Origin of the sequence: Ferriphaselus sp. R-1 (genome assembly GCF_000746095.1) — a bacterium.
Lineage (GTDB): Bacteria > Pseudomonadota > Gammaproteobacteria > Burkholderiales > Gallionellaceae > Ferriphaselus.
Map to the genome: position 1 here is coordinate 1 of NZ_JQKP01000016.1, position 18,466 is coordinate 18,466.

General features: G+C 57.5%; 26 protein-coding genes. 10 read left to right on the forward strand and 16 right to left on the reverse strand.

The window, feature by feature from the left end:
• The first annotated feature begins 135 nt into the window (after positions 1 to 135).
• Together DM08_RS09565 and DM08_RS09570 are read left to right on the forward strand one after the other, a co-directional pair.
• Positions 136 to 315 (forward strand): DUF6900 domain-containing protein, encoded by a 180-nt coding sequence (locus tag DM08_RS09565; RefSeq protein ID WP_035384447.1) that lies wholly within the window; start codon positions 136 to 138, stop codon positions 313 to 315.
• A 15-nt stretch (positions 316 to 330) separates the two neighbouring features.
• The gene (locus DM08_RS09570) at positions 331 to 852 is read left to right on the forward strand and encodes a DUF3489 domain-containing protein (RefSeq protein WP_035384448.1); all 522 of its coding nucleotides are present in this window, start codon (positions 331 to 333) and stop codon (positions 850 to 852) included.
• On the opposite strand, the gene DM08_RS09575 is transcribed toward DM08_RS09570, so the two are convergent.
• The 13 genes from DM08_RS09575 to DM08_RS12600 form a co-directional block, all read right to left on the reverse strand.
• Positions 806 to 2,077, reverse strand: coding sequence for a site-specific DNA-methyltransferase (locus DM08_RS09575; protein WP_035384449.1), 1,272 nt, complete (start codon positions 2,075 to 2,077; stop codon positions 806 to 808). The two genes, DM08_RS09570 and DM08_RS09575, sit on opposite strands and share 47 nt — an antisense overlap.
• A 138-nt stretch (positions 2,078 to 2,215) precedes the next feature.
• Entirely contained in the window at positions 2,216 to 2,635 is a 420-nt protein-coding gene (locus DM08_RS09580; RefSeq protein ID WP_035384450.1) for a DUF6362 family protein, read from the reverse strand.
• Positions 2,628 to 2,825 (reverse strand): hypothetical protein, encoded by a 198-nt coding sequence (locus DM08_RS09585; RefSeq protein WP_035384451.1) that lies wholly within the window; start codon positions 2,823 to 2,825, stop codon positions 2,628 to 2,630. Before DM08_RS09585 ends, DM08_RS09580 begins: the two co-directional genes overlap by 8 nt.
• Before the next feature lies 1 nt (position 2,826).
• Positions 2,827 to 3,288 (reverse strand): crossover junction endodeoxyribonuclease RuvC, encoded by a 462-nt coding sequence (locus DM08_RS09590; protein ID WP_035384452.1) that lies wholly within the window; start codon positions 3,286 to 3,288, stop codon positions 2,827 to 2,829.
• Positions 3,289 to 3,427: 139 nt separating this feature from the next.
• Positions 3,428 to 5,716 carry a phage/plasmid primase, P4 family gene (locus DM08_RS09595; protein WP_035384453.1) on the reverse strand — a complete coding sequence of 763 codons (2,289 nt, stop codon included), beginning with the start codon at positions 5,714 to 5,716 and terminating at the stop codon, positions 3,428 to 3,430.
• Complete coding sequence (locus DM08_RS09600) at positions 5,713 to 6,048, reverse strand: hypothetical protein (RefSeq protein WP_051938082.1); 336 nt, start codon at positions 6,046 to 6,048, stop codon at positions 5,713 to 5,715. Before DM08_RS09600 ends, DM08_RS09595 begins: the two co-directional genes overlap by 4 nt.
• Positions 6,045 to 6,800 carry an isoleucyl-tRNA synthetase gene (locus DM08_RS09605; RefSeq protein ID WP_035384454.1) on the reverse strand — a complete coding sequence of 252 codons (756 nt, stop codon included), beginning with the start codon at positions 6,798 to 6,800 and terminating at the stop codon, positions 6,045 to 6,047. Before DM08_RS09605 ends, DM08_RS09600 begins: the two co-directional genes overlap by 4 nt.
• Positions 6,800 to 7,279, reverse strand: a complete 480-nt coding sequence (locus DM08_RS09610) for a DUF6511 domain-containing protein (RefSeq protein ID WP_035384455.1) — start codon at positions 7,277 to 7,279, stop codon at positions 6,800 to 6,802. The genes DM08_RS09605 and DM08_RS09610 overlap by 1 nt, the downstream gene beginning before the upstream one ends.
• Positions 7,276 to 7,476, reverse strand: coding sequence for a hypothetical protein (locus DM08_RS09615; protein WP_035384456.1), 201 nt, complete (start codon positions 7,474 to 7,476; stop codon positions 7,276 to 7,278). Before DM08_RS09615 ends, DM08_RS09610 begins: the two co-directional genes overlap by 4 nt.
• A 10-nt stretch (positions 7,477 to 7,486) precedes the next feature.
• The gene (locus tag DM08_RS09620; RefSeq protein ID WP_051938084.1) at positions 7,487 to 8,095 is read right to left on the reverse strand and encodes a hypothetical protein; all 609 of its coding nucleotides are present in this window, start codon (positions 8,093 to 8,095) and stop codon (positions 7,487 to 7,489) included.
• Between the two features lie 3 nt (positions 8,096 to 8,098).
• Positions 8,099 to 8,914 (reverse strand): ATP-binding protein, encoded by an 816-nt coding sequence (locus DM08_RS09625; protein ID WP_035384457.1) that lies wholly within the window; start codon positions 8,912 to 8,914, stop codon positions 8,099 to 8,101.
• Positions 8,911 to 9,396, reverse strand: a complete 486-nt coding sequence (locus DM08_RS09630; protein ID WP_035384458.1) for a hypothetical protein — start codon at positions 9,394 to 9,396, stop codon at positions 8,911 to 8,913. The genes DM08_RS09625 and DM08_RS09630 overlap by 4 nt, the downstream gene beginning before the upstream one ends.
• On the reverse strand, positions 9,393 to 9,605 hold the full coding sequence (locus DM08_RS12600) for a helix-turn-helix transcriptional regulator (protein WP_081908851.1): 213 nt from the start codon (positions 9,603 to 9,605) through the stop codon (positions 9,393 to 9,395). Before DM08_RS12600 ends, DM08_RS09630 begins: the two co-directional genes overlap by 4 nt.
• A 206-nt stretch (positions 9,606 to 9,811) precedes the next feature.
• On the opposite strand from DM08_RS12600, the gene DM08_RS09635 reads away from it, so the two are divergent.
• A complete protein-coding gene (locus DM08_RS09635) occupies positions 9,812 to 10,135 on the forward strand; it encodes a type II toxin-antitoxin system RelE/ParE family toxin (RefSeq protein ID WP_035384459.1) in 324 nt (107 codons plus the stop codon).
• The gene (locus DM08_RS09640; RefSeq protein ID WP_035384460.1) at positions 10,132 to 10,449 is read left to right on the forward strand and encodes a helix-turn-helix domain-containing protein; all 318 of its coding nucleotides are present in this window, start codon (positions 10,132 to 10,134) and stop codon (positions 10,447 to 10,449) included. The genes DM08_RS09635 and DM08_RS09640 overlap by 4 nt, the downstream gene beginning before the upstream one ends.
• Positions 10,450 to 10,464: 15 nt before the next feature.
• Here the strand turns inward: DM08_RS09640 and DM08_RS09645 are convergent, their stop codons facing one another.
• The 3 genes from DM08_RS09645 to DM08_RS09655 form a co-directional block, all read right to left on the reverse strand.
• Positions 10,465 to 11,298, reverse strand: coding sequence for a hypothetical protein (locus DM08_RS09645; RefSeq protein WP_152555819.1), 834 nt, complete (start codon positions 11,296 to 11,298; stop codon positions 10,465 to 10,467).
• Positions 11,299 to 11,395: 97 nt separating this feature from the next.
• Entirely contained in the window at positions 11,396 to 12,601 is a 1,206-nt protein-coding gene (locus tag DM08_RS09650) for a hypothetical protein (protein ID WP_035384462.1), read from the reverse strand.
• A gap of 14 nt (positions 12,602 to 12,615) precedes the next feature.
• Positions 12,616 to 13,173: a LexA family protein gene (locus DM08_RS09655; RefSeq protein ID WP_237560264.1), complete on the reverse strand. Its 558-nt coding sequence runs from the start codon at positions 13,171 to 13,173 to the stop codon at positions 12,616 to 12,618.
• Positions 13,174 to 13,381: 208 nt separating this feature from the next.
• Between DM08_RS09655 and DM08_RS09660 the strand changes: the two genes are divergently transcribed.
• The 6 genes from DM08_RS09660 to DM08_RS09685 all read left to right on the forward strand — a co-directional run bounded on the left by DM08_RS09660 (position 13,382) and on the right by DM08_RS09685 (position 18,431).
• Positions 13,382 to 13,588 (forward strand): hypothetical protein, encoded by a 207-nt coding sequence (locus tag DM08_RS09660; RefSeq protein ID WP_035384464.1) that lies wholly within the window; start codon positions 13,382 to 13,384, stop codon positions 13,586 to 13,588.
• Positions 13,585 to 14,082: a DUF2924 domain-containing protein gene (locus DM08_RS09665; RefSeq protein ID WP_035384465.1), complete on the forward strand. Its 498-nt coding sequence runs from the start codon at positions 13,585 to 13,587 to the stop codon at positions 14,080 to 14,082. The genes DM08_RS09660 and DM08_RS09665 overlap by 4 nt, the downstream gene beginning before the upstream one ends.
• Positions 14,079 to 15,425, forward strand: a complete 1,347-nt coding sequence (locus tag DM08_RS09670) for a recombinase family protein (protein ID WP_035384466.1) — start codon at positions 14,079 to 14,081, stop codon at positions 15,423 to 15,425. The genes DM08_RS09665 and DM08_RS09670 overlap by 4 nt, the downstream gene beginning before the upstream one ends.
• Positions 15,422 to 15,847: a hypothetical protein gene (locus DM08_RS09675; RefSeq protein ID WP_035384467.1), complete on the forward strand. Its 426-nt coding sequence runs from the start codon at positions 15,422 to 15,424 to the stop codon at positions 15,845 to 15,847. Before DM08_RS09670 ends, DM08_RS09675 begins: the two co-directional genes overlap by 4 nt.
• An 851-nt stretch (positions 15,848 to 16,698) precedes the next feature.
• Positions 16,699 to 17,376, forward strand: a complete 678-nt coding sequence (locus DM08_RS09680; protein WP_051938099.1) for a DUF6088 family protein — start codon at positions 16,699 to 16,701, stop codon at positions 17,374 to 17,376.
• Positions 17,373 to 18,431, forward strand: coding sequence for a nucleotidyl transferase AbiEii/AbiGii toxin family protein (locus tag DM08_RS09685; protein ID WP_035384468.1), 1,059 nt, complete (start codon positions 17,373 to 17,375; stop codon positions 18,429 to 18,431). Before DM08_RS09680 ends, DM08_RS09685 begins: the two co-directional genes overlap by 4 nt.
• Positions 18,432 to 18,466: the final 35 nt, after the last annotated feature.

Below are 18,466 nucleotides of genomic sequence, written 5' to 3' on the forward strand. Positions count from 1 at the left end.
CGCAGCAGCACGCGGCGAGTTGGATCTCAACAGGCTGGCCCGCGAAGAACTCGCCGCGCGCGGTTTGGACCAAAACGGGGTTTGGGTCGGGTTCGACAAGGCCGCAAAAATCCACAACGTTTAAGGAGCAACAACATGAAAGCCCAAGCCCTCAACCAGATTCTCGAAACCATCGCCAAGCAGCACCTCTTTGTAGAAACCCTCGAAACCCGCCACAGCGACCGACTGGATTTCCACGACGTGTCGGTGTGGGGCATCAAGGCAGCCCTCGAAGCCGCCTACCTCGCAGGCCAGCAATCCCAACAAACCAAGTAACCCAAGGAGATCAAAATGACTGACATCAAACTCACCGATACCCAGCGCCAAATCATCGAGCACGCCGTGCAACACACCGGAGGCAAAATCGAGTGGTTCCCCGATAACGTCAAGGGCGGCGCACGAAGTAAGGTGCTCGACGCCATGTTCAACCGTGCGCTTATCACCCGCGACGGAGAGGGCTGGTGCGTGGCTGCCGAGGGCTATCAGGCCTGCGGTGTGCATTGCAGCCTGACCCCGGAACAGGTTGCTCGTGGCCTTGCGATGCAAACTGAGTCCTTGGCCGAGATGGTCAAGGAAACCCAAGCAGACGCCACCGTTCGGCGCACACGAGCCAACAGCAAGCAGGCCGAGGTCATCGCCATGCTCAAGCGCCCGGAGGGAGCCACGATCAGCGAGATTTGCCTAGCCACCGGATGGCAGCAGCACACCGTGCGCGGCACCTTTGCCGGAGCCTTCAAAAAGAAACTGGGGTTGGAAATTACCTCGGTCAAAGAGCCGGGGCGAGATCGGGTTTATCGGATTGATGCTCAATAGCGCCAACGGAGTCAAATGGCAGGCCATCTGACTGACGGGTGGCCTGCAAACCCGTCCACTCCTGCCAGCGGCGCACGATCACATCACAATATTTCGGATCAAGTTCGATCAACCGAGCCTGCCGACCGGACTTCTCGGCAGCGATCAGCGTAGTGCCAGAACCACCGAACAAGTCCAGCACGATGTCGCGCGACTTGCTGCTGTTGAGGATGGCGCGCTCGACCAGTTCGACCGGCTTCATGGTCGGATGCAGGTCGTTCTTGGCGGGTTTCTTGATCTGCCAGACATCGCCCTGATCGCGTGCACCGCACCAGAAGTGATCGGCACCGTCGCGCCACCCGTACAGGATCGGCTCGTACTGGCGCTGGTAATCCGCGCGCCCGAGCGTGAATGTGTTTTTGGCCCAGATGATGAACGTCGACCACTTGCCACCGGCAGCACGGAAGGCTGCCTGCAAGGTGTCGAGTTCGGATGAACTCATTGCGATGTACACCGCGCCCTTGGTCACCGACAACAGGTTCGTGCAGGCATCGGTGAGGAATGTTCCGAAGTCGTCACCCAGGTTGTCGTTCAGGATCGGGCGGTTCTTGCCGCGCAGCTTGTCCTTCGCGGTATTGGCGTAGTTGACGTTGTAGGGCGGATCGGTGAACGCCATGTCGGCCAGTTCCTCCCGCATCAGGCGCTTGAGATCGTCAGCCTTGGTGGAGTCGCCGCACAGCAGGCGGTGCTGGCCAAGCAGCCAGATGTCACCCGGTTGGGTGACGGCGACTTCTTGCACTTCCGGCACCGCATCGTCGTCGGTCAAACCTTCCTTGTCACCGGAATTCAGCAGGTCGTCCAGTTCATCATCACTGAAGCCCAGCAGACCGAGATCAAATTCGGAGGTCTGCAATTCCGACAGTTCCAGTGCCAGCAGTTCCTTGTCCCATCCGGCATTCTCGGCCAGCCTGTTGTCGGCCAGGACGTAGGCGCGCTTTTGCGCAGCCGACAGATGCGACAACTCGATCACCGGCACTTGCGTCAGTCCCAGCACGCGAGCCGCCTTGAGCCTGCCGTGTCCGGCGATCAAGCCACGCTCGCCATCCACCAGGATGGGGTTGGTCCAGCCGAACTCGCGGATGCTGGCTGCGATCTGGGCGACCTGTTCATCGCTGTGGGTACGCGCATTGTTGACGTAGGGCACCAGTGAATCGACCGGTCGGTATTCGATGTTGAGGTTTTCCATGGGCGTAAAAAAACCGCCCGGAGGGGGCGGTTGATGTGTGTCGGAGGTGGTCGTGCAAACTTCGACCATGTCAGGAATATACGCAAAATCTCCCCGAAATGCGACACCCTAAAAATGGCCTGAAACCCGCATAAATACTCATCTCTCTGCATGATTTCGAACCGCTTTGCAACTTGCCGCAACTACACTCATGCCATTCAGGTTTTCGGCCAGAATCGACAGCGCGATGTTCCGCCTGCGCTGGACAGTGCGCACTGCGCAGCCGAAGCGTTTGGCGATCTGTGACCACTCGAAGTGGTCGGCCCGCATCCAGACGATGTGCCGGGATTCGACATCCAGCATCTGCATCCAGCGCATCGCCTCCAGCATCCGTTCGACTGCTGCCGGAGTGGGTGGGAAGTGACGCTCCTCATCGCATGGCTTCTGCTCCGGTGCCATACGCAGCAGGATCGGCCAGACGTTGAGGTAGCCCTGTACTCGGGCAGGTGGCAGGCGTCGCGCGGTTTCCGCTGCCTCGGTAAATCTGGCCGCAACACTTTCGGGTGTCCAGTCATCCATGGCGTTTACCTCCATACAGTCGTTCGCCGATCCGGCGCACGAATTCACGCTCGACGAAATCCAGCCGCTCGTCCGTTTCTTGCACCACTAGGATGTGCTGCTCGCGCCAACCGGATTCCTTGATCGCCTCCAGATCGGTGACATTGGGTTGCAGCTTGCCCAGCGGGCAGCGATAGGGTTGTGGTTTCATGTCACACCTCCAGACTGCGGGCATAAGCGAGCAAAGCCAGCGCATCCGCTTCGTTGTCATCTGCCGGGGAGTGGCCAAGATGGCGCGCAGCGGCAATCATCTCGTCCTTGCTGGCGTTACCTTTGCCTGTCGCGTGTTTTTTGATCGTGCCGACCGGGATGCCCTGGTACGGAATCTGGTGGTGCTCGCACCAGGCGGTCAGATGCGCCATGAATCCGCCGTAGGCGTGCGCAGCATCCACGCCGAGGTGCCGACGCACTTCCTCGAAGTACACGGAATCGATGCCATCTGCCGATTGCTTGATCTCGGTGAGCCAGCGCTTGAACCGGAGGAAGCGCATGCCGCCTCCCTCGAAGCGTTGCGGCTTGAACGATGCAGAGCCGCTGGTGATGCTGCCGTCACGGGCTGCCAGCGCCCATCCGGTGGTGGTGCCCAGGTCGAGGGCGAGTAGAGTTTTGTTCATGTTGTCAGTCCTTTTTTCGTGGGGACTGACGCAGCTGACGTAGTTTGTCGAAACCCCTATATTGTGTGCGCACGCGCGCACGTATGGAGACTTACGATAAACAGCGTCAACTGCGTCAGTCGGATTGTTTTTCATGGCATCAGTTATCGCTGTATGGGGTGTAGGCAGGCTTGGGCGGCTCCTTCAGTCCAATGCCGCGAAACCCTCTGATGCCTGAGCTGTTGCGCCACTTCTCCAGTCCTCGGGTGATGAGCAGATCGGAGAAGCGCCGTTGCGAGCCGACGAATTCGCCAGCCGCATCAGCCCACTGTTTCCAGTCGTTGAAGAGTTCCGCAGTCAGGGAGTTGGCGGTGGTGACGCGCACGCAACGCTCATCCAGCCAGCGACCCAGCGCATCCTCGGCCTCGAAGTATTCCTCGGTGGCATCGACTACCTGCTGGGGCGGATCGAGGCGTCCGATGCGCTGCCACTCGAGACAGCCCTCAAGCGCCCAAGCCAGAATCCCATCACGTTCGGCCAGCAATTTTTGCTGCAGATGCTTGTCGCGCCGCTCGGGTGGTACTGTGATCGTGAAGGGAATGAGGTGCAGTCGTCGCCTCATCGCCTCATCGATGTTGCGGATCGCTGGTTTGTGGTTGCCTGCGACGAACAGCTTGAATTGCGGAAAGAACTCGAAGAAGTCCTGCCGCATGAAGCGTGCGGAAATCTTGTCGCCGCCGGTCAGGCTCTTGACCTTGGATTCTGCCCAGCGTCGCCCCTGTTCGGTTTCGATGGCGGCTACGAAGCGAGCGCCACGCAGTCCGGCCATGTCGGTCGGATGGCGATCGGTGCGCGTTTCCATGAAGGTGTCCATGGCTGCGTTGGTGGCGTAGTCGCCGAGGATCGTCGCCAGCGTATTTACGAACACTGATTTGCCATTGGCCCCCGTGCCGTACAGGAAGAACAGGGCGTGCTCGCGGGTGGAACCCGTCAGCGCGTAGCCAACCATCCGCTGCAGATAGGCCTGCAGTTCCTTGTCACCACCCGTCACCTCATCGAGAAACTGTCGCCAGGTCGGGCAGTCGCCCTTGGGGGTGGCCGTGGTGATCTTGGTCGTCCGGTCACGCCGGTCATGCGGACGTATCCGGCCTGTGCGCAGATCGACGATACCGCCCGGTGTGTTGAGCAGCCAGATGTCGGCATCCCACTCATCGGTCGTGCCTGCATGGCGGCGATCTGCACGCGCCAGTCTCTCAACTGATGCGACGGTGCTGGCGGCAGCGAGCTTGGCAGCGACTCTTGGGTTTTCAGTGCGCAGCGCAGCATGACGACAGACGTGCCGGATGAGATCGGTGGCCGCCAGCGTGTCTTCGGTGCGCCAGCGCTGACCGTCCCACATCAGCCACTTGCCCCATGCCGCGACATACCGCCAGTCGTGGCGGTAGCGACGCGTGAACGAGAGTGCCAGTGCATCGTCCGTGCCCCACACGGTCTGTTCGGACTGGGCATCGGTTTCCACATCGGGCGCATCGTCCGGGAGATGCATTTCCATGCGCGGGCCACTGGCAAGGAATGTGGCCACATCAAACCCGTCTGCAATGGCGTCCGCAGCATCCCATCCTTCGGGGCGATCCTCGGGCGGCAACAGGACGGCACACGAGATGGCACCGGCAGCCAAAGCAGCCTGACCGGCATCCTGCGCGTATTCCCAGCCGGGTTTATCCTTGTCTGGCCAGATCAATACCCGTTTGCCTGCCAGCGGCGACCAGTCGGTCTTGTCCACAGGTGCCTTGGCACCGTGCATGGCGGTGGTGGCGCATACACCATGGGCGATCAAGGCCTGCGCGCATTTCTCGCCCTCGGTCAGTACCACGACATCGGATGCTGCCATGCCCGGCTGGTTGTACAGCGGACGCGGATCGGGCGGTGCCATCCTGCGCCGCTTGGCATCCCATGGCCGGAACTCCTTGCGACGGCCCGGAGGGTCGTAGCGGTACACCACGGCGATGAGTTTTCCGTCGCGGTCGAGGTAGTCCCATTTGGCGGTGGCAGGCCCGAGGTCATCGACTGGTGCTTCGCGTTTGGCTTTGCGTGTCGTCTGCACCGGGGCACGTCCAACCAGATCGCGGGCATGATCGAGCACGGTGGCGAAATCGCTATGAGCATCGCAGCCATGGTGTCGCGCGACCAGATCAAAAATATCGCCACCGTCACCAATGGCCCTGTCCGTCCAGAGTCCTGCCTTGTCGCTGGTGAGTACGACCTCCAGGCTGTCGCCGGGACTGCCCAGCACATCGCCGATATGGAATTTGCTGTGCCGTTTCTTGCCTGCCGGGAAGAGCGTGAGCAGAACCGACTCCAGCCGGAGCAGCAGCGCGTTACGAACTTCGTCGCGATCCGATTCGCGTGGCTGGACTTGCTGGGATGGGGTGTCGTTGAAGTCCATCATTTTGCACCTGACTTTCTTTTGGATTTTTTGTGGAAGGAGGGCACGATCGGAGGCAGGTAGTGCGCCTGCCGTGCTACCTGACGGACAAACTCCGGATGCAGGCCGATCAGATCGGCGATGCGCTCGAGGTTGTGTCCCTTCAGGAAGCGAATCGCCCTGCGCCGGACGTAGTCGTCCACCGACACGGCATCGGCCATGCCCTGACAGATCACCGCGACCATGAGCTTGGTTTCCGGTTTGGGTGCGAAGGCATGACGCAGGAGCAGTCGTTCAATCGCCCGAATCCCGACCAAGGGCCGGTTCGGATGTGTGGGGATGAGGGCTGCGTTCATGCGGGCCTCCAGCAGCGATCCTGCCAACTGCAGAATTTGCACTCGATATGGGTGGAATCGCTGAACGACCGGGGCAGCAGTTCTCCGTGCTCGGTGGCCGTGATGATTTTCACGGCACGGTCCGAAGCACGTTGTGCCAGCACCGCATCGAACGGCACCAGTTCGAACCACAATTCCTGCGTATCCTTGTTGATGGCAGTGAAAAGCGCCGGGTTGCGGCTGATGCCCTCGACCGTGGATTCCATGTACGCCTGGTAGATTGCCATCTGCGCGGCATAGACTGGCTTCGCCACTGACACGCCACGTTTGACGCAATCCCGCCAGTTCTGCGCGTTCATGGTTTTGCACTCCCACAGCATCGGGAATGACCAACCGAGATCGGCGGGTGCGGCCATGACGATGCCATCCACGTGTCCCTGAATCAGCCCGTCGCACACCGAGAATCCGAACTGGCCACCCGAGCGGGTGCGGGTGTAGAGATCGAAACCGGACAGACGTAGCCAGCGGATCGCCAGATCTTCCAGCACATGGCCGACCTCGAAGATGCGCAGCACCCGGCCATCGAAATCACGACCGGGATCGACTGGTGCTCCCGCGAACTCGTACTGAAGCGCCCGGTCGCAGGCTACGCCCAGACGGGATGCGCCGAGATAGGTGCGCCGTTCCTGTCCGGCACGTTCGGCGGTGAGTGCAGCATCGATGTGCGAGGTCACGACCTCATGCACCTTGGGGCGGTGATTGAAATCCAGCATCACGCACCGCCTTTCTGGGGCTGAGGTTCCTCCCACGGCAGATCGCTCTTTAGATCGGCGAACGGGTCCTGCACCACGTTCGGCAAACCCCGCACTGCGGGGAATGCCGTCGAGGCGTGCCGTTCGGCCATCGCGTCCACAAAGCAGGAAACGATCGCATCGCAGACCTTGAGTGCTTCGGACTCGCTGTACTGGCCGAGCGGCTTATCAAAGCCAATCTCGCCAGCCGCTTCGCCGAAGGCCTTCAGGCAACGGCGGATGGCGGCCTGCTCGTATTCGGTCGCATCAATCATGGGAAGCTCCTTGCCCTTGTCTTCCGCTTCGGTGCGCAGGTTGTAGAACCGATGGAATGCGTCCTGACACCGTTTTGAGCAGAACACCCAATCGACCGGGTAGCGCCGGGGATCGGCGATGGAATACCGCGTATCGGTGATTCCAAAGCCACGCGCCTCGCGTGAACAAATCCAGCACTTGCTCATGCATGCTTACCTCCAAAGCGTAAGCGGGGAGCATGCTGTTTGCATTGCGCATCCAGCTCGACGAAATCGTTCTTGATTTCGGTCGTGCCAATCACCACACCGGCAGGATGTGCGCATCTGGCGATGCGCATTCCCCCAATGTCGGTTTCGCTCGTTTTGTCCAAATGGCGACAGTTGCCGCAGCGTTGATTTTTCATCATCAACTCCTCACTGTGCCCATGCCGGTTTGCCGACAGATGCAGGACGGGATGGCGTGGCCGGTTTTGCCTGCGGTGCAGCGGCGACAGGAGCGGTACCAGCCTTCGGAGGCACCCCCATCAGCCGTGCATAATCCTTGTGGTCTGGCTCGATCACCTGCTTGATGGTGTTGCGGTACTCGCCCTTACTGTCTTTCTCGACATCGATGCGGGCGACGAACTCGATGCCGTCCAGTGCGCTGAAACTGCCGATACGGCGAGCGTTTTGCGCCTCGGAAGACTGATCGGAGGGCAGCACGCCATAGGCCGAATTGAGCGCGGCACGGATGAAGGTGCGGCCCATGTTGGCCCAGGCATCGCCCTTGGGGGAGTGCAGGCCGATGTTGCTCCACAGCTTGCGTTTGGCGAATTCGCCCTCCAGTACGACGAACTCGGCGGCAAGATAGATCGAGCCAGTATCGAAACTCTCGGTGGCATAACCATCGGTCCAGCCGCGTGCGGCGTCATCAAAACCGCCCGGCTTGATCGTCATGCGGACCTTGGTCAGCGTCCCCTTGGGGATCAGGTCGAAAGAGGTTTGTTGTTCGGCGTCGTTGAAATCGTTCCAGTTCATGCTCATGATTTATTCCTTGTCAGATGGGGTGGCGGGGGCTGCGCACTTGGCGATCAGCCGTCCGAGGTGGGGTTCTTCCTGCATGTCCAGACGACCTGAACGGTCCTTGGCCGGGAAGCCCCATGGGTTGAGGGTGTGGCAGATGAAGGCGCGGTAACTGCTGCCGTCGTCGGCCTTGAGTTCAGCGAGGGTGGCAACTTCATCGACGATGCCGGGCAACTCGAGCGCGGTTTTGCTGCCCTCGATCTGCGGCACGAACACCTTGCGGTTGAAGTCGTCGATCTTCTCGTCCAGGATGGCGACGAACACCACGTTCTTGCCGCGTGCGTGCTGCAGGTGGGTGAGCGCGGTGATCATTTCCTGCCCGAGCAATCCATATGCACCCCGGCTGTCCGGTTTGCCGGTGCGCTCGGAATACGCGGCAGGCTGCGCCTTGGCCCAGGTGAAGCACAGGCGTGACAGCGCCGTGATCGAATCGCAGAAGTAGGTCTCGTACTTGTCGAGCTGTGCCGGGTCGCCGTAGGTCTGGAAGACATGGTCGAAGTGCGCCTGCGAGAACGGCTGATCGGCAGGCAGTGCCGGATTCGGACCGGCAAGGAACACCACCAGATCACGGAACTCCGGCCAAGTGCGTGGACGGATGGTATCGCCCGACCATTCGGCCACGGCCAGATCGCCTGCCTCCAGATCGATGAACAGCGTGATGTCTGTGCCCAGCGTCTTGAGCTGGGAGGTTTTACCGATGCCGCTCTTGCCGAGCAGGGCCATCTTCACTCCACGCTTTTCGGCGCGGCGCTGGTCGGCGGAAATGATGGGTAGGCTCATGCTGCACCTCCTTCCACCAGTGCCAGACGGAAGCTGGGCTTGCCGGGTTTTACGGTGCGTGCTGCCTCGAATTGTTCGCGCAGAGTGGATGGCCAGTTCTTGAAACGGCTTTCCGACACGGAGTAATCGACGTCGATGAAGTCGGAAACGTTCTCTCCGGCGGCAGTGATGCGTTCTGCCATCTCGGCCAGACGCTTCTGATCCCACGAGACACGTTTGGGCAACTCGTAGGTCACTTGCAGCGCGCCGTCATCGATATGCGTCACACCAAAATCGCGTCCGGATTCCTGCAAGGACTGCCGGGCCTGCTCGCCGTAGCGTTGCTCCAGCGCGGTATTGAGCCGGTCGCGCGACTGCTTGATCCATGTCGCCATCAGGTTGAGCGACAGGTCAAACTCCTGCAGTTGTTGCTGTGGTAGCGCGACAAGTTGGCTGACAGAGAGTTCCGGCAGGGAGCCGGTATTGATCATGAGGTCGCTCATGCTGCACCTCCTGCTGTCAGTGGTTGGGAGGTGCTGGTTCGCAGACACTGAGCCTCATAGGCTTCCACGTCTTCGATGCGGTACAGAACCCGCCCATGAAGTTTCATGAAAACCGGGCCAATGCCTTCGCAACGCCAGCGTTCGAGGGATGCTGCACTGCAGTCCCAGCGTTCAGCAAGTTCTTGCTGATTAAGATGTTTTACGGTCATTTGATACCTCTACGGTTGTGTGCGAAATCGCAGAGGCAGTTTCGAGTTCGGGCTTACTGAGGGAATACCAGCCGAATTACTGAAAAATTTACTGAGTTTCAGCCAAAGGTGGGTTGGCGTTATGCAATGAATGGCTGGAATGGTTTCAGCCACGCGGCAATAGGTCGTGATTTGACATGAGATAAATACATATCTAATATGAGCGCATGAAGCCGAATTACAAACGACCCTTTGTCCAGTACGTCAAGAAGGCGCACAAACCCCTGCAATTGGCGATTGAGGATGCTGTTGAGGTGGTTTGCGAGATGCCTGATGTCGGCGAACTCAAAGTGGGGGACTTGGCGGGCATACGGGTTTACAAATTCCGTTTCAATCGCCAGGAATACTTGGTGGCTTATCGGCCCCCCGACGATGATCTGCCGGTCGAGTTTTTGATCATCGATTTTTATCAGGTGGGATCACACGAGAATTTTTACGACGAACTGAAACAGTATTTGCGGCATGAGGGTGGAAGAGGAGGATCGAAATGAGCCATGCACTGACAGCTGAAGACCTGTATTCTGAAATGAAGCGTATGCCTGCCGGGGAACGCATCAAGTTTTTCACATTGTTGACTGGCAATGCATTCCGCGAGGATGATTTCACCCACGAACAAGTGTTCGGTCAATTGCATCAGGAAATGTTTTCTGCATGGGAAGCAGCGGAATATCTCGAGATTTCCGTCCCGACGCTGCGTCGTTATGTGCAGTCCGGCAAACTTGTTCCGAGCCAGATGGTGGGGCGCAACCAGATGTTTTCCACCCAGAGCCTGAGAGCATTCAAACGCTCACGTGGTCGAACTTGAGGATGACACTCTCAGTCAGGCCGATTTCAACCGGAATCTGCCTCGGCTGACAGTTTCGATCCAGAGTTCGCGCTTCGATTTCCCCCCCATGGCGTCATCAATTCCGCGCGCACCTGAATGCGTTTTGTCGGCAATCTCTTTCCATGAAAGCCCAGATCCGAAATCCCGATGCTCCCAGAGCAAAGTGATAATGTCAGCTTGGATGCCAGAGAAGGCCTCCTTGCGCCCACGCAGGCAAAGTTCGATGCTGTTGCCTTGGCGTTTCAAATAACTTTCCGGCAATGACATGCCATCGGTGCTTCCGCCCAGAAGGAATTCAAGGTAAGGCAGGTTGATGCGTGCACCGGTTTCGCCGGTGACATACAACATGTCCACCATAGCCAAATGAGTGTTGGCAGGGATGGCAACCGAGGCGACGGGGGGCGCGTTGAGAGAAATCACAATGGCGCTGGGCGGTGTCGGCTGCGAATGCAATTTCTGCACGATGCTGTCGCAGCGGGTTTTCATTGATCGTGCCAGATAGATGTTGGTCTGCGCGCGATCGATTACCGCGCTACCCAGATACCACAGCGCATCGTGTTCCAGCAGTTGCATGCGCCGATGGTGGGCTGGCATACCAAGACCCTCGCACAGGTAGGTTTTGATCCAGTCTTGCGAAATCTGCAACAGACGGGCTTCATCCAAAGGGACGCTGCGCCTTTTATGGGTTTCCGGACACTTATACCAAGCCAAATTCTTTTCGGTGTCCACCTCGATTTCCACATCTATGTCGCCATCGCGTGCAGGGATAAAAATGTGCGATGCGAACCCTGCAGGCTGCAGAGCCTGAACGGACAGGAGTTCAGCCACCAGCTTTTCTCTCGGGCGGTGGCGGGTTGCCGAGAAAGGGATCAACCCTTTCTCGAATAACTGGAATGCGAAGAGGACGCTATCGAGACTGAGCATGTCAGAATTTTACGAGAATGCCCCAGGATTCGAGTAGCCGATCACGAAGCTGGCGGTCATTTTCCGTCAGTCCGGAATTTGAACAGTTGTTGGGGGCAGTGATCGTCACAGGAATGCTGCGTGCTCTCTGCCCCGGCTGTTTGGCCAGGTGAATCGCAATCTTCACTTGCTTGACCACCAGCGATGAGAAATCCGACAACTGAAATTCGTCTCTCGCCACCTCGAAGATAGTCCGTGAATCATGACGGTCAGCCTGAATGGCCAAGGTGTTGTCGACCGGGCGCTTCTTTCCCTTATCATCTGATCGATAACCATCCTGTCGGAATTTGATCATTTGCAGTTTCACGCTTACGACTGGTTCATCGCCTATTGGAAATTCACGCGGAGATGCGAGACTTTCAAGATCGAACTCGCGCAACTGGATCGGTTCGCCCTCAATTTCACGTTGCAGGACGGTGTCGGCAAACACTCTCGCCAAATCGCGTCGGGCCGAATGAACGCTGCTTGAGTAAATCTCAATGGTGCCGCTTTGGGGTTCATAGGTGAGATGAACTTTTTCGGCGGGCACGTAAAATGTCGTTTCAATCTGATTGTCGACGATGTGCTCGTAGCTGTTCTGTTCGGCGTTGTATGCCACTGTGATGTGGTGCAGCGAGACATCGTCATCGTTGTCCGAGAATGCTGATCGCACGAAGTGCTCGATCAGTATCGAACCCTGAATGCCCAGTGTGTCGCGCACCTTTTCCTTCAATACATCCAGTCTAACCTGATCCAGTTGAATAGGTTGTTCGGCTGGCCCCTCAAAGCCACTGTAGAGGCGAGGGCTCATTCGATATTCGATTGCGAAACGGGAATCTTCCGACTCGGCAAAGCGCTGCGGGGCTTTCACAAATAACCAAAGCGAGCGATTGAAGGCATCCGGCTGTGCATCCAATTCTTCGATGTCTGGAATTATTTCACGAAGGCTGGTGATGGCTTCCTGTCCGGCGCGATCGGCAAGCACCACGATGCGCTCTGCCATTCCCTCGATGTTGGCACGGCGGATGTTATCGAGCCCATGGATGGTTTCTTGCAACGATTTGCGCCAAGGCTTGATCTCGGCCTCATCCGATGGTGGTGCCGGTATTTCAAAATCCTGTAGCCATGTTTGAAGCAATAAGGGCTGAGCCTTGTTGGCCAGGCGAGTAAAGTTCTCCATGTCCTTCATGAGTGATTTTCCTTTTACGTATATTTGCGCACCAGGCCGACAACGACCCCAAAAATTTCCAGCTTGCCCTGCGGGCGGATGATTGAAAAATCCGGGTTGGCCGGAATGAGATGAAAACCTGCCTTGTCGCGCCCCAGCGTCTTGAGCGTGAACTCATCGTCGACGATGCCAACCACCAGTTCACCGGGCTGGGCATGAGTCCGGCGTTCGACGATGGCCAGATCGCCGCTGTGTATGCCTGCGTTGATCATCGATTCGCCCTTGACCCGAATGATCACCGTTTGCGCCGGTTTCTCGATCAGGAAGCGATCCAGCATGACCTGCTCGCAGGCCTCGTCGGATACCGCGACCGGCGCACCTGCCGGAACCGGTTGACTGGCAATCGTGCGTTCAAAAAAATGGTCGCTGGGAGCCCAGTCGCCATCCGGAGTGCGCTCGAGCATTCCGGCAGCTTCGAGCCGTTCGAGCACCTTCTTGATGGCGGACTTGGAGGCGAAGCCGAGCAAATCCATCAGCCGGGCATAGGACGGAAAGGTGCGGTACTCGGCGTAGTACGCCTGTAGTCGCGCCAAGTGTTCCTGGTCGTTGGACGATTTGGATTTGGATATTGTCATGAGTGATATTGTAGAGAACGGTCGTTCTCTAGTCAAAAAAATACACACATCCTAATTACTGGTTCGCATCTGTTCGCAATCGTTCGCAACGCTCTCACCAGATTGCCCATTCGGCAGATCACAATCCCTGCATCGACGAGTTTGATGACAGAAGGAGTGCTACCCAATGATGGATGTGAACCAAACCCCACCGGACCGGATGACGGTCGAGCAGCGCAGGCAGGAGGTCGGCCAGTTGCTGGCACGCGGCATTGCCCGCTTGAGAATGCCGCAGCAAAGCCTTGCCCCAGAGAGCGAGTTTGAGCTTGCTATACCGCCGGAACGAAGCGTTCATGCGGTCTCCAACCCACGCAACAGAAAGGAGATTGCATGAACCAGAAAACCCACCCATTCGTGACGCCGCCATCGGTGGTGGCACAGATCACCCAGCTGCCCAGCCTGGACATGGCGGCGATCAAGGCGTTGTGGAAACGCCTGTACGGCGGGGATACGCCGACGCACAACCGGCAGTTCCTCGAACGGCGCATTGCCCACAAGCTGCAGATGATCGAATTCCGCAAGGTCGACCGCAACATGCTGGAAAGCAACCAACGCCGGATCGCCACCCTGATCGAGCGCGGCAAGATGCAAACGCCAACCAAGCATTACATCCCGCCGGTTGGCACTGTGCTGACCCGGTTGTATCAAGACGTTGAGCACTGGGTGACCATCGAAGCCGAAGGCACCTACGAATACCAAGGGCGGCGCTACGACAACCTGTCGGTCATCGCCCGCGAGATCACCGGTACCCGCTGGTCTGGCCCACTGTTCTTCGGGTTGCGCAAACAAGAAACCGCCAAGAAACCCAAGAAAGGAGCCCGGAAATGAATCAGCCCATCAAGCGCCGCATGCGCTGTGCCGTCTATACGCGCAAATCCAGTGAAGAAGGATTGGATCAGGAATACAACTCCATCGATGCCCAGCGTGATGCTGGGCATGCGTATATCGCCAGTCAACGTGCCGAGGGCTGGATCGCGGTGGCCGACGATTATGACGATCCGGCATTTTCTGGCGGCAACATGGAGCGCCCCGGCCTGAAACGCCTGATGGCGGACATCGAGGAAGGCAAGATCGATATTGTTGTGGTCTACAAAATCGACCGCCTGACGCGCAGCCTGACAGATTTCTCGCGCATGATCGATGTGTTCGAGCGTCACGGTGTGTCGTTTGTTTCCGTCACCCAGCAGTTCAATACGACGACCAGTATGGGGCGGCTGATGCTCAATATCCTGCTATCGTTTGCCCAGTTTGAGCGGGAGGTCACCGGCGAGCGCATCCGCGACAAGATCACCGCCAGCAAGAAAAAAGGTATGTGGATGGGCGGCATCCCGCCCTTGGGCTACGATGTGGAAAACCGCCGACTGGTGCCCAATCCCAAGGAAGCCAGTTTGGTGCGCCACATCTTCAAACGCTTCGTCGAGATCGGATCGACCACTTTGCTGGTCAAGGAAATGCGGCTGGACGGAGCCACTTCCAAGGCATGGGTGACACAGGACGGCAAGGTGCGCACGGGCAAACCGATCGATAAAAGCCTGCTGTACAAGGTGCTCAACAACCGCACCTATCTTGGGGAATTGCGGCACAAGGAGCAGTGGTATCGCGCAGAGCATCCTCCGATTATCGACCAGCAGGTATGGGACGATGTGCAGGCCATCCTGTCCATCAACGGACGGCTGCGCGCCAAAACTACCCGCGTCACCAAGGTGCCGTTCCTGCTCAAGGGGATTGTATTCGGCAGCGACGGTTATGCCTTGTCGCCTTGGCACTCCACCAACAGACGCGGACGCAGCTACCGGTATTACATCCCGCAACGTGATACCAAGGAATATGCCGGTGCATCGGGTTTGCCGAGATTGCCAGCGGCCCAACTGGAGGGCGCGGTGCTCGACCAGCTGCGCGGCATCATGCGCAATCCGGCGATGATCGGCGAAATCGTGCCGCAGGTGAAAAATCTCGATGCAGACATCGACGAGGCACAAATCACCGTGATCATGACTCGGCTGGATTTGGTTTGGGATCAACTGTTCCCGGCGGAGCAGTCGCGCATCGTCAGGCTGCTAGTGGAAAAAGTGGTGGTGTCGCCGACCAACATTGAACTGCGCCTGCATGCCAATGGTATCGGTCAGATCATCAGGGAGATGCAACCAGCGGCAGAGGAGTCCATAGCATGAGTTCCATCAAAATCGAAGGTCAGGCCGAAGCCGTGCCGTTCAGCAACGGCACACTGACGCTCAACATCCCGATCAAGATCAAGCGGCGGGGCGGGTGCAAGAAAATCACGCTGCCTAACGGCGAGGAGGGGATGGCAAATTCGCCGAAGAAACCGACTGCCATGCAACTGGCGCTGGCGCGCGGATATCGCTGGCTGGCCATGCTGGAATCGGGCGAGGTGAAAACCATGCGCGAACTGGCTGCCCGCGAGGGCGTGGACAACAGCTACGTCAGCCGGATGGTCAATCTGACGCTGTTGCCGCCATGGATCATCGCGGCGATTCTGGATGACTCGCTGCCGGAGGATGTGCTCCTGTTCGACATGGCGGTTGATCCGCCGGCGCTGTGGGATGAACAGCGAAGCCGGCTCGCATATCCATGAGTCGCGAAGTTAGATCGCGCAGCCACTCCTCGCCGTTGCTTTCCTGGCTGATGTTCCGTACAGCGGAGTGCACCAGATAGTCGATGCTGCGTGCTTGCTCGCCAAAAAGGGGGAACCAAGTCGGATGCCTCATCCCCATGAACAGGGGGGCGTCCTCGATGGTTTTCAGTTGCTGTGGGTCAAACAAGTCATGTAGTTGCAGCATCCGTTCATCCTCTATCTTTTGTATTCGTAAGGCGTTCTAGCCCTCGACCTTCAAGCATTCTCCACTCGCTGAATGGGGCGGTTTCCGCCGCCTACCAAATCTCATGTCAAACCGTTCATCTGAGTCCGCGTGTAATCCATTGAAATTATAATGAAAAATTTCATGCTTTTGCGGACTTCGGCTTATGTCTGGTTGGAGAGTCGGCAGAGAATATCGGCGCGGAGAGAGAAAATAGCCACCAATCTTGAGTGCGGTGGTGAGATGCGAAGTCCGCAACCTATTGAAAATAAAGCCGCTGTGTGCGGGATTATGGGGAAAAGAAAAGGACTCAGAGAGTGTCTGAGTCCTTATTATTGGTGGTGGGGTTGCACCCCGTGTCAATTTAAACTATCACAACGCCTGCTAGGACTCTCGGATAGATGTGGAAACTTGCAAAAATCCCTTATTCGGCAAGCATCTTATCAGGAAATTCACCGGTTGTTTCGTTGTCGGTAGAGTGGATTCGGACGCGGGTTCAATTGCGCGATCGGGAATTGAACCCGCGTTCCATGTGCTTGGAATCGATCTGCTTCAACAGCCGGGTTTGTCATTCGTGCTCTTGATGTTGTCCGAAATATGTATATACTTATCGGACAAGGAGTGTGCCGTGCTCAATCAATCCATTGCTATTAAATCGCAGGTGATGCAACGCATCAGCCAAGCCCCGATATCCAAAGTTTGGACACCGGCGGATTTTCTCGACCTGGGAGGGCGCGATGCGGTGGACAAGACCCTGCAGCGTATGGTGACCAGTAATGATTTGCGCCGCATTGATCGGGGGTTGTATGACCAGCTTAGGGTGAACACGCTCACGGGGCAGCCCGCATCTCCTGATTACCGTAGTGTGATAGATGCTGTCGGTCGCCGTGATCAAGTGCGGGTGCTGATTGACGGAATGACGGCAGCCAACGATCTTGGATTAACCAATGCTGTGCCGGGGCAAGTCATTGTGCATACAGACGGACGGCTACGCCCGATTCAGTTGGGTAAGCTAATTCTCCAGTTTAAACTGACAGCACCGAGCAAGCTCTACTGGGCAGGTCATCCAGCGATGCGGGTGGTACAGGCACTTTACTGGCTGCGCGATGGCTTGAGAGATAACACCCAAATCGATCAGGATGCGATTCAAGCCAAGCTCACACGACTGTTACACGACTCAAACCAAGGAGTCGCGATTCGTGATGATCTGCAATCTGGTTTGCACACCGTACCATCGTGGATGCAACGGTGGATTCGAGATTTGCTTGCCAGATCGGAACCCGTCACTACTGAGGCTAAACTATGAATGCCGAATTTCTACGCGTTATCGCCGCCAGTCCAGAGGATCGTCGTGGCCTGTTCTTGGCGACAGCCAATCGGCTCGGCACACCGCTCCAGAATGTGGAAAAAGATTTCTGGGTGTCGTGGGTTCTCGATCTGCTGTTTAACGGTCGTGATGTCAGCGAGCCTCGCTTGCTATTCAAGGGTGGCACCTCGCTGTCCAAGGCATACGGGCTGATCTCCCGGTTTTCTGAAGACATCGACATCACCGTGTTCCGCGAGGACATTGGTCAGGATATTGAAGTGGGTGATTTGGAGGGGCTCTCTGGTAAACAGCAGCGCCTTCGCTTGGAGGCAATTAAGCAAGCCTGCCAAGGCTACATCCAAGGTGCACTCAAGGAACGGCTGAATCGGCAAATTAAAGCGGCATTCCACGATGCGGGTGTCTCAATAACAGAAGACCCCGTAGTTCAGGACCCTGACGATCCGGATCAACAGACGCTGCTGGTGCGGTATCCATCAGTGAGCACCAATCCAGACGAGTACGTGAAGCCAACGGTTAAGATCGAAGCTGGCGCAAAATCCGCTCTTGATCCGCATCGGTCCGCTTCCATTCAGCCCTATGTGGCAGACGACATGCCGACGACCAATCTCATCGTGTCGGACGTAGTTACCATTGATGCCGAGCGCACTTTTTGGGACAAGGTCGTGATTCTGCATGGTCTGCGTCGTTGGTATGACAACCGGGGTGCATTGCGCCAGCACGGGCATCGCGTTTCACGGCACTACTACGACATCTACAAACTTAGCCGATCTCCCGTGGGGCAGCGGGCAGCAAGGGATCGCGCCCTTGCGCATGACTGCGCGCGCCACGCACTCATGTTTTTCAACAGCACGGATTTGGACCTAATACATGCCAAGCCCGGAACATTTGCGATCACTCCGACCCCTGAAATGGAGGACGCGCTCAAGCGTGATTACCAAGCGATGTCAGGAATGATTTTTGGAGAGGTGCCTGACTTTGCAGATGTTCTTGAGGCAACACGACAACTTGAGCAGGTGATCAACCAAGTGATCTAATTGCTTTCAGGAGTGGTCTCATCGCTGTTTGCCAG

Bases quoted from the DNA above. Each gene is read 5' to 3' on its own strand.
- DM08_RS09590 (WP_035384452.1), bottom strand. From the start codon at position 3,288: ATGAACAAAACTCTACTCGCCCTCGACCTGGGCACCACCACCGGATGG.
- DM08_RS09670 (WP_035384466.1), top strand. From the start codon at position 14,079: ATGAATCAGCCCATCAAGCGCCGCATGCGCTGTGCCGTCTATACGCGC.
- DM08_RS12600 (WP_081908851.1), bottom strand. From the start codon at position 9,605: ATGACCGTAAAACATCTTAATCAGCAAGAACTTGCTGAACGCTGGGAC.
- DM08_RS09580 (WP_035384450.1), bottom strand. From the start codon at position 2,635: ATGGATGACTGGACACCCGAAAGTGTTGCGGCCAGATTTACCGAGGCA.
- DM08_RS09575 (WP_035384449.1), bottom strand. From the start codon at position 2,077: ATGGAAAACCTCAACATCGAATACCGACCGGTCGATTCACTGGTGCCC.
- DM08_RS09665 (WP_035384465.1), top strand. From the start codon at position 13,585: ATGAACCAGAAAACCCACCCATTCGTGACGCCGCCATCGGTGGTGGCA.
- DM08_RS09600 (WP_051938082.1), bottom strand. From the start codon at position 6,048: ATGAACGCAGCCCTCATCCCCACACATCCGAACCGGCCCTTGGTCGGG.
- DM08_RS09595 (WP_035384453.1), bottom strand. From the start codon at position 5,716: ATGATGGACTTCAACGACACCCCATCCCAGCAAGTCCAGCCACGCGAA.
- DM08_RS09650 (WP_035384462.1), bottom strand. From the start codon at position 12,601: ATGAAGGACATGGAGAACTTTACTCGCCTGGCCAACAAGGCTCAGCCC.
- DM08_RS09610 (WP_035384455.1), bottom strand. From the start codon at position 7,279: ATGAGCAAGTGCTGGATTTGTTCACGCGAGGCGCGTGGCTTTGGAATC.
- DM08_RS09585 (WP_035384451.1), bottom strand. From the start codon at position 2,825: ATGAAACCACAACCCTATCGCTGCCCGCTGGGCAAGCTGCAACCCAAT.
- DM08_RS09615 (WP_035384456.1), bottom strand. From the start codon at position 7,476: ATGAAAAATCAACGCTGCGGCAACTGTCGCCATTTGGACAAAACGAGC.
- DM08_RS09570 (WP_035384448.1), top strand. From the start codon at position 331: ATGACTGACATCAAACTCACCGATACCCAGCGCCAAATCATCGAGCAC.
- DM08_RS09675 (WP_035384467.1), top strand. From the start codon at position 15,422: ATGAGTTCCATCAAAATCGAAGGTCAGGCCGAAGCCGTGCCGTTCAGC.
- DM08_RS09605 (WP_035384454.1), bottom strand. From the start codon at position 6,800: ATGCTGGATTTCAATCACCGCCCCAAGGTGCATGAGGTCGTGACCTCG.
- DM08_RS09620 (WP_051938084.1), bottom strand. From the start codon at position 8,095: ATGAGCATGAACTGGAACGATTTCAACGACGCCGAACAACAAACCTCT.
- DM08_RS09630 (WP_035384458.1), bottom strand. From the start codon at position 9,396: ATGAGCGACCTCATGATCAATACCGGCTCCCTGCCGGAACTCTCTGTC.
- DM08_RS09685 (WP_035384468.1), top strand. From the start codon at position 17,373: ATGAATGCCGAATTTCTACGCGTTATCGCCGCCAGTCCAGAGGATCGT.
- DM08_RS09635 (WP_035384459.1), top strand. From the start codon at position 9,812: ATGAAGCCGAATTACAAACGACCCTTTGTCCAGTACGTCAAGAAGGCG.
- DM08_RS09625 (WP_035384457.1), bottom strand. From the start codon at position 8,914: ATGAGCCTACCCATCATTTCCGCCGACCAGCGCCGCGCCGAAAAGCGT.
- DM08_RS09640 (WP_035384460.1), top strand. From the start codon at position 10,132: ATGAGCCATGCACTGACAGCTGAAGACCTGTATTCTGAAATGAAGCGT.
- DM08_RS09565 (WP_035384447.1), top strand. From the start codon at position 136: ATGAAAGCCCAAGCCCTCAACCAGATTCTCGAAACCATCGCCAAGCAG.
- DM08_RS09660 (WP_035384464.1), top strand. From the start codon at position 13,382: ATGATGGATGTGAACCAAACCCCACCGGACCGGATGACGGTCGAGCAG.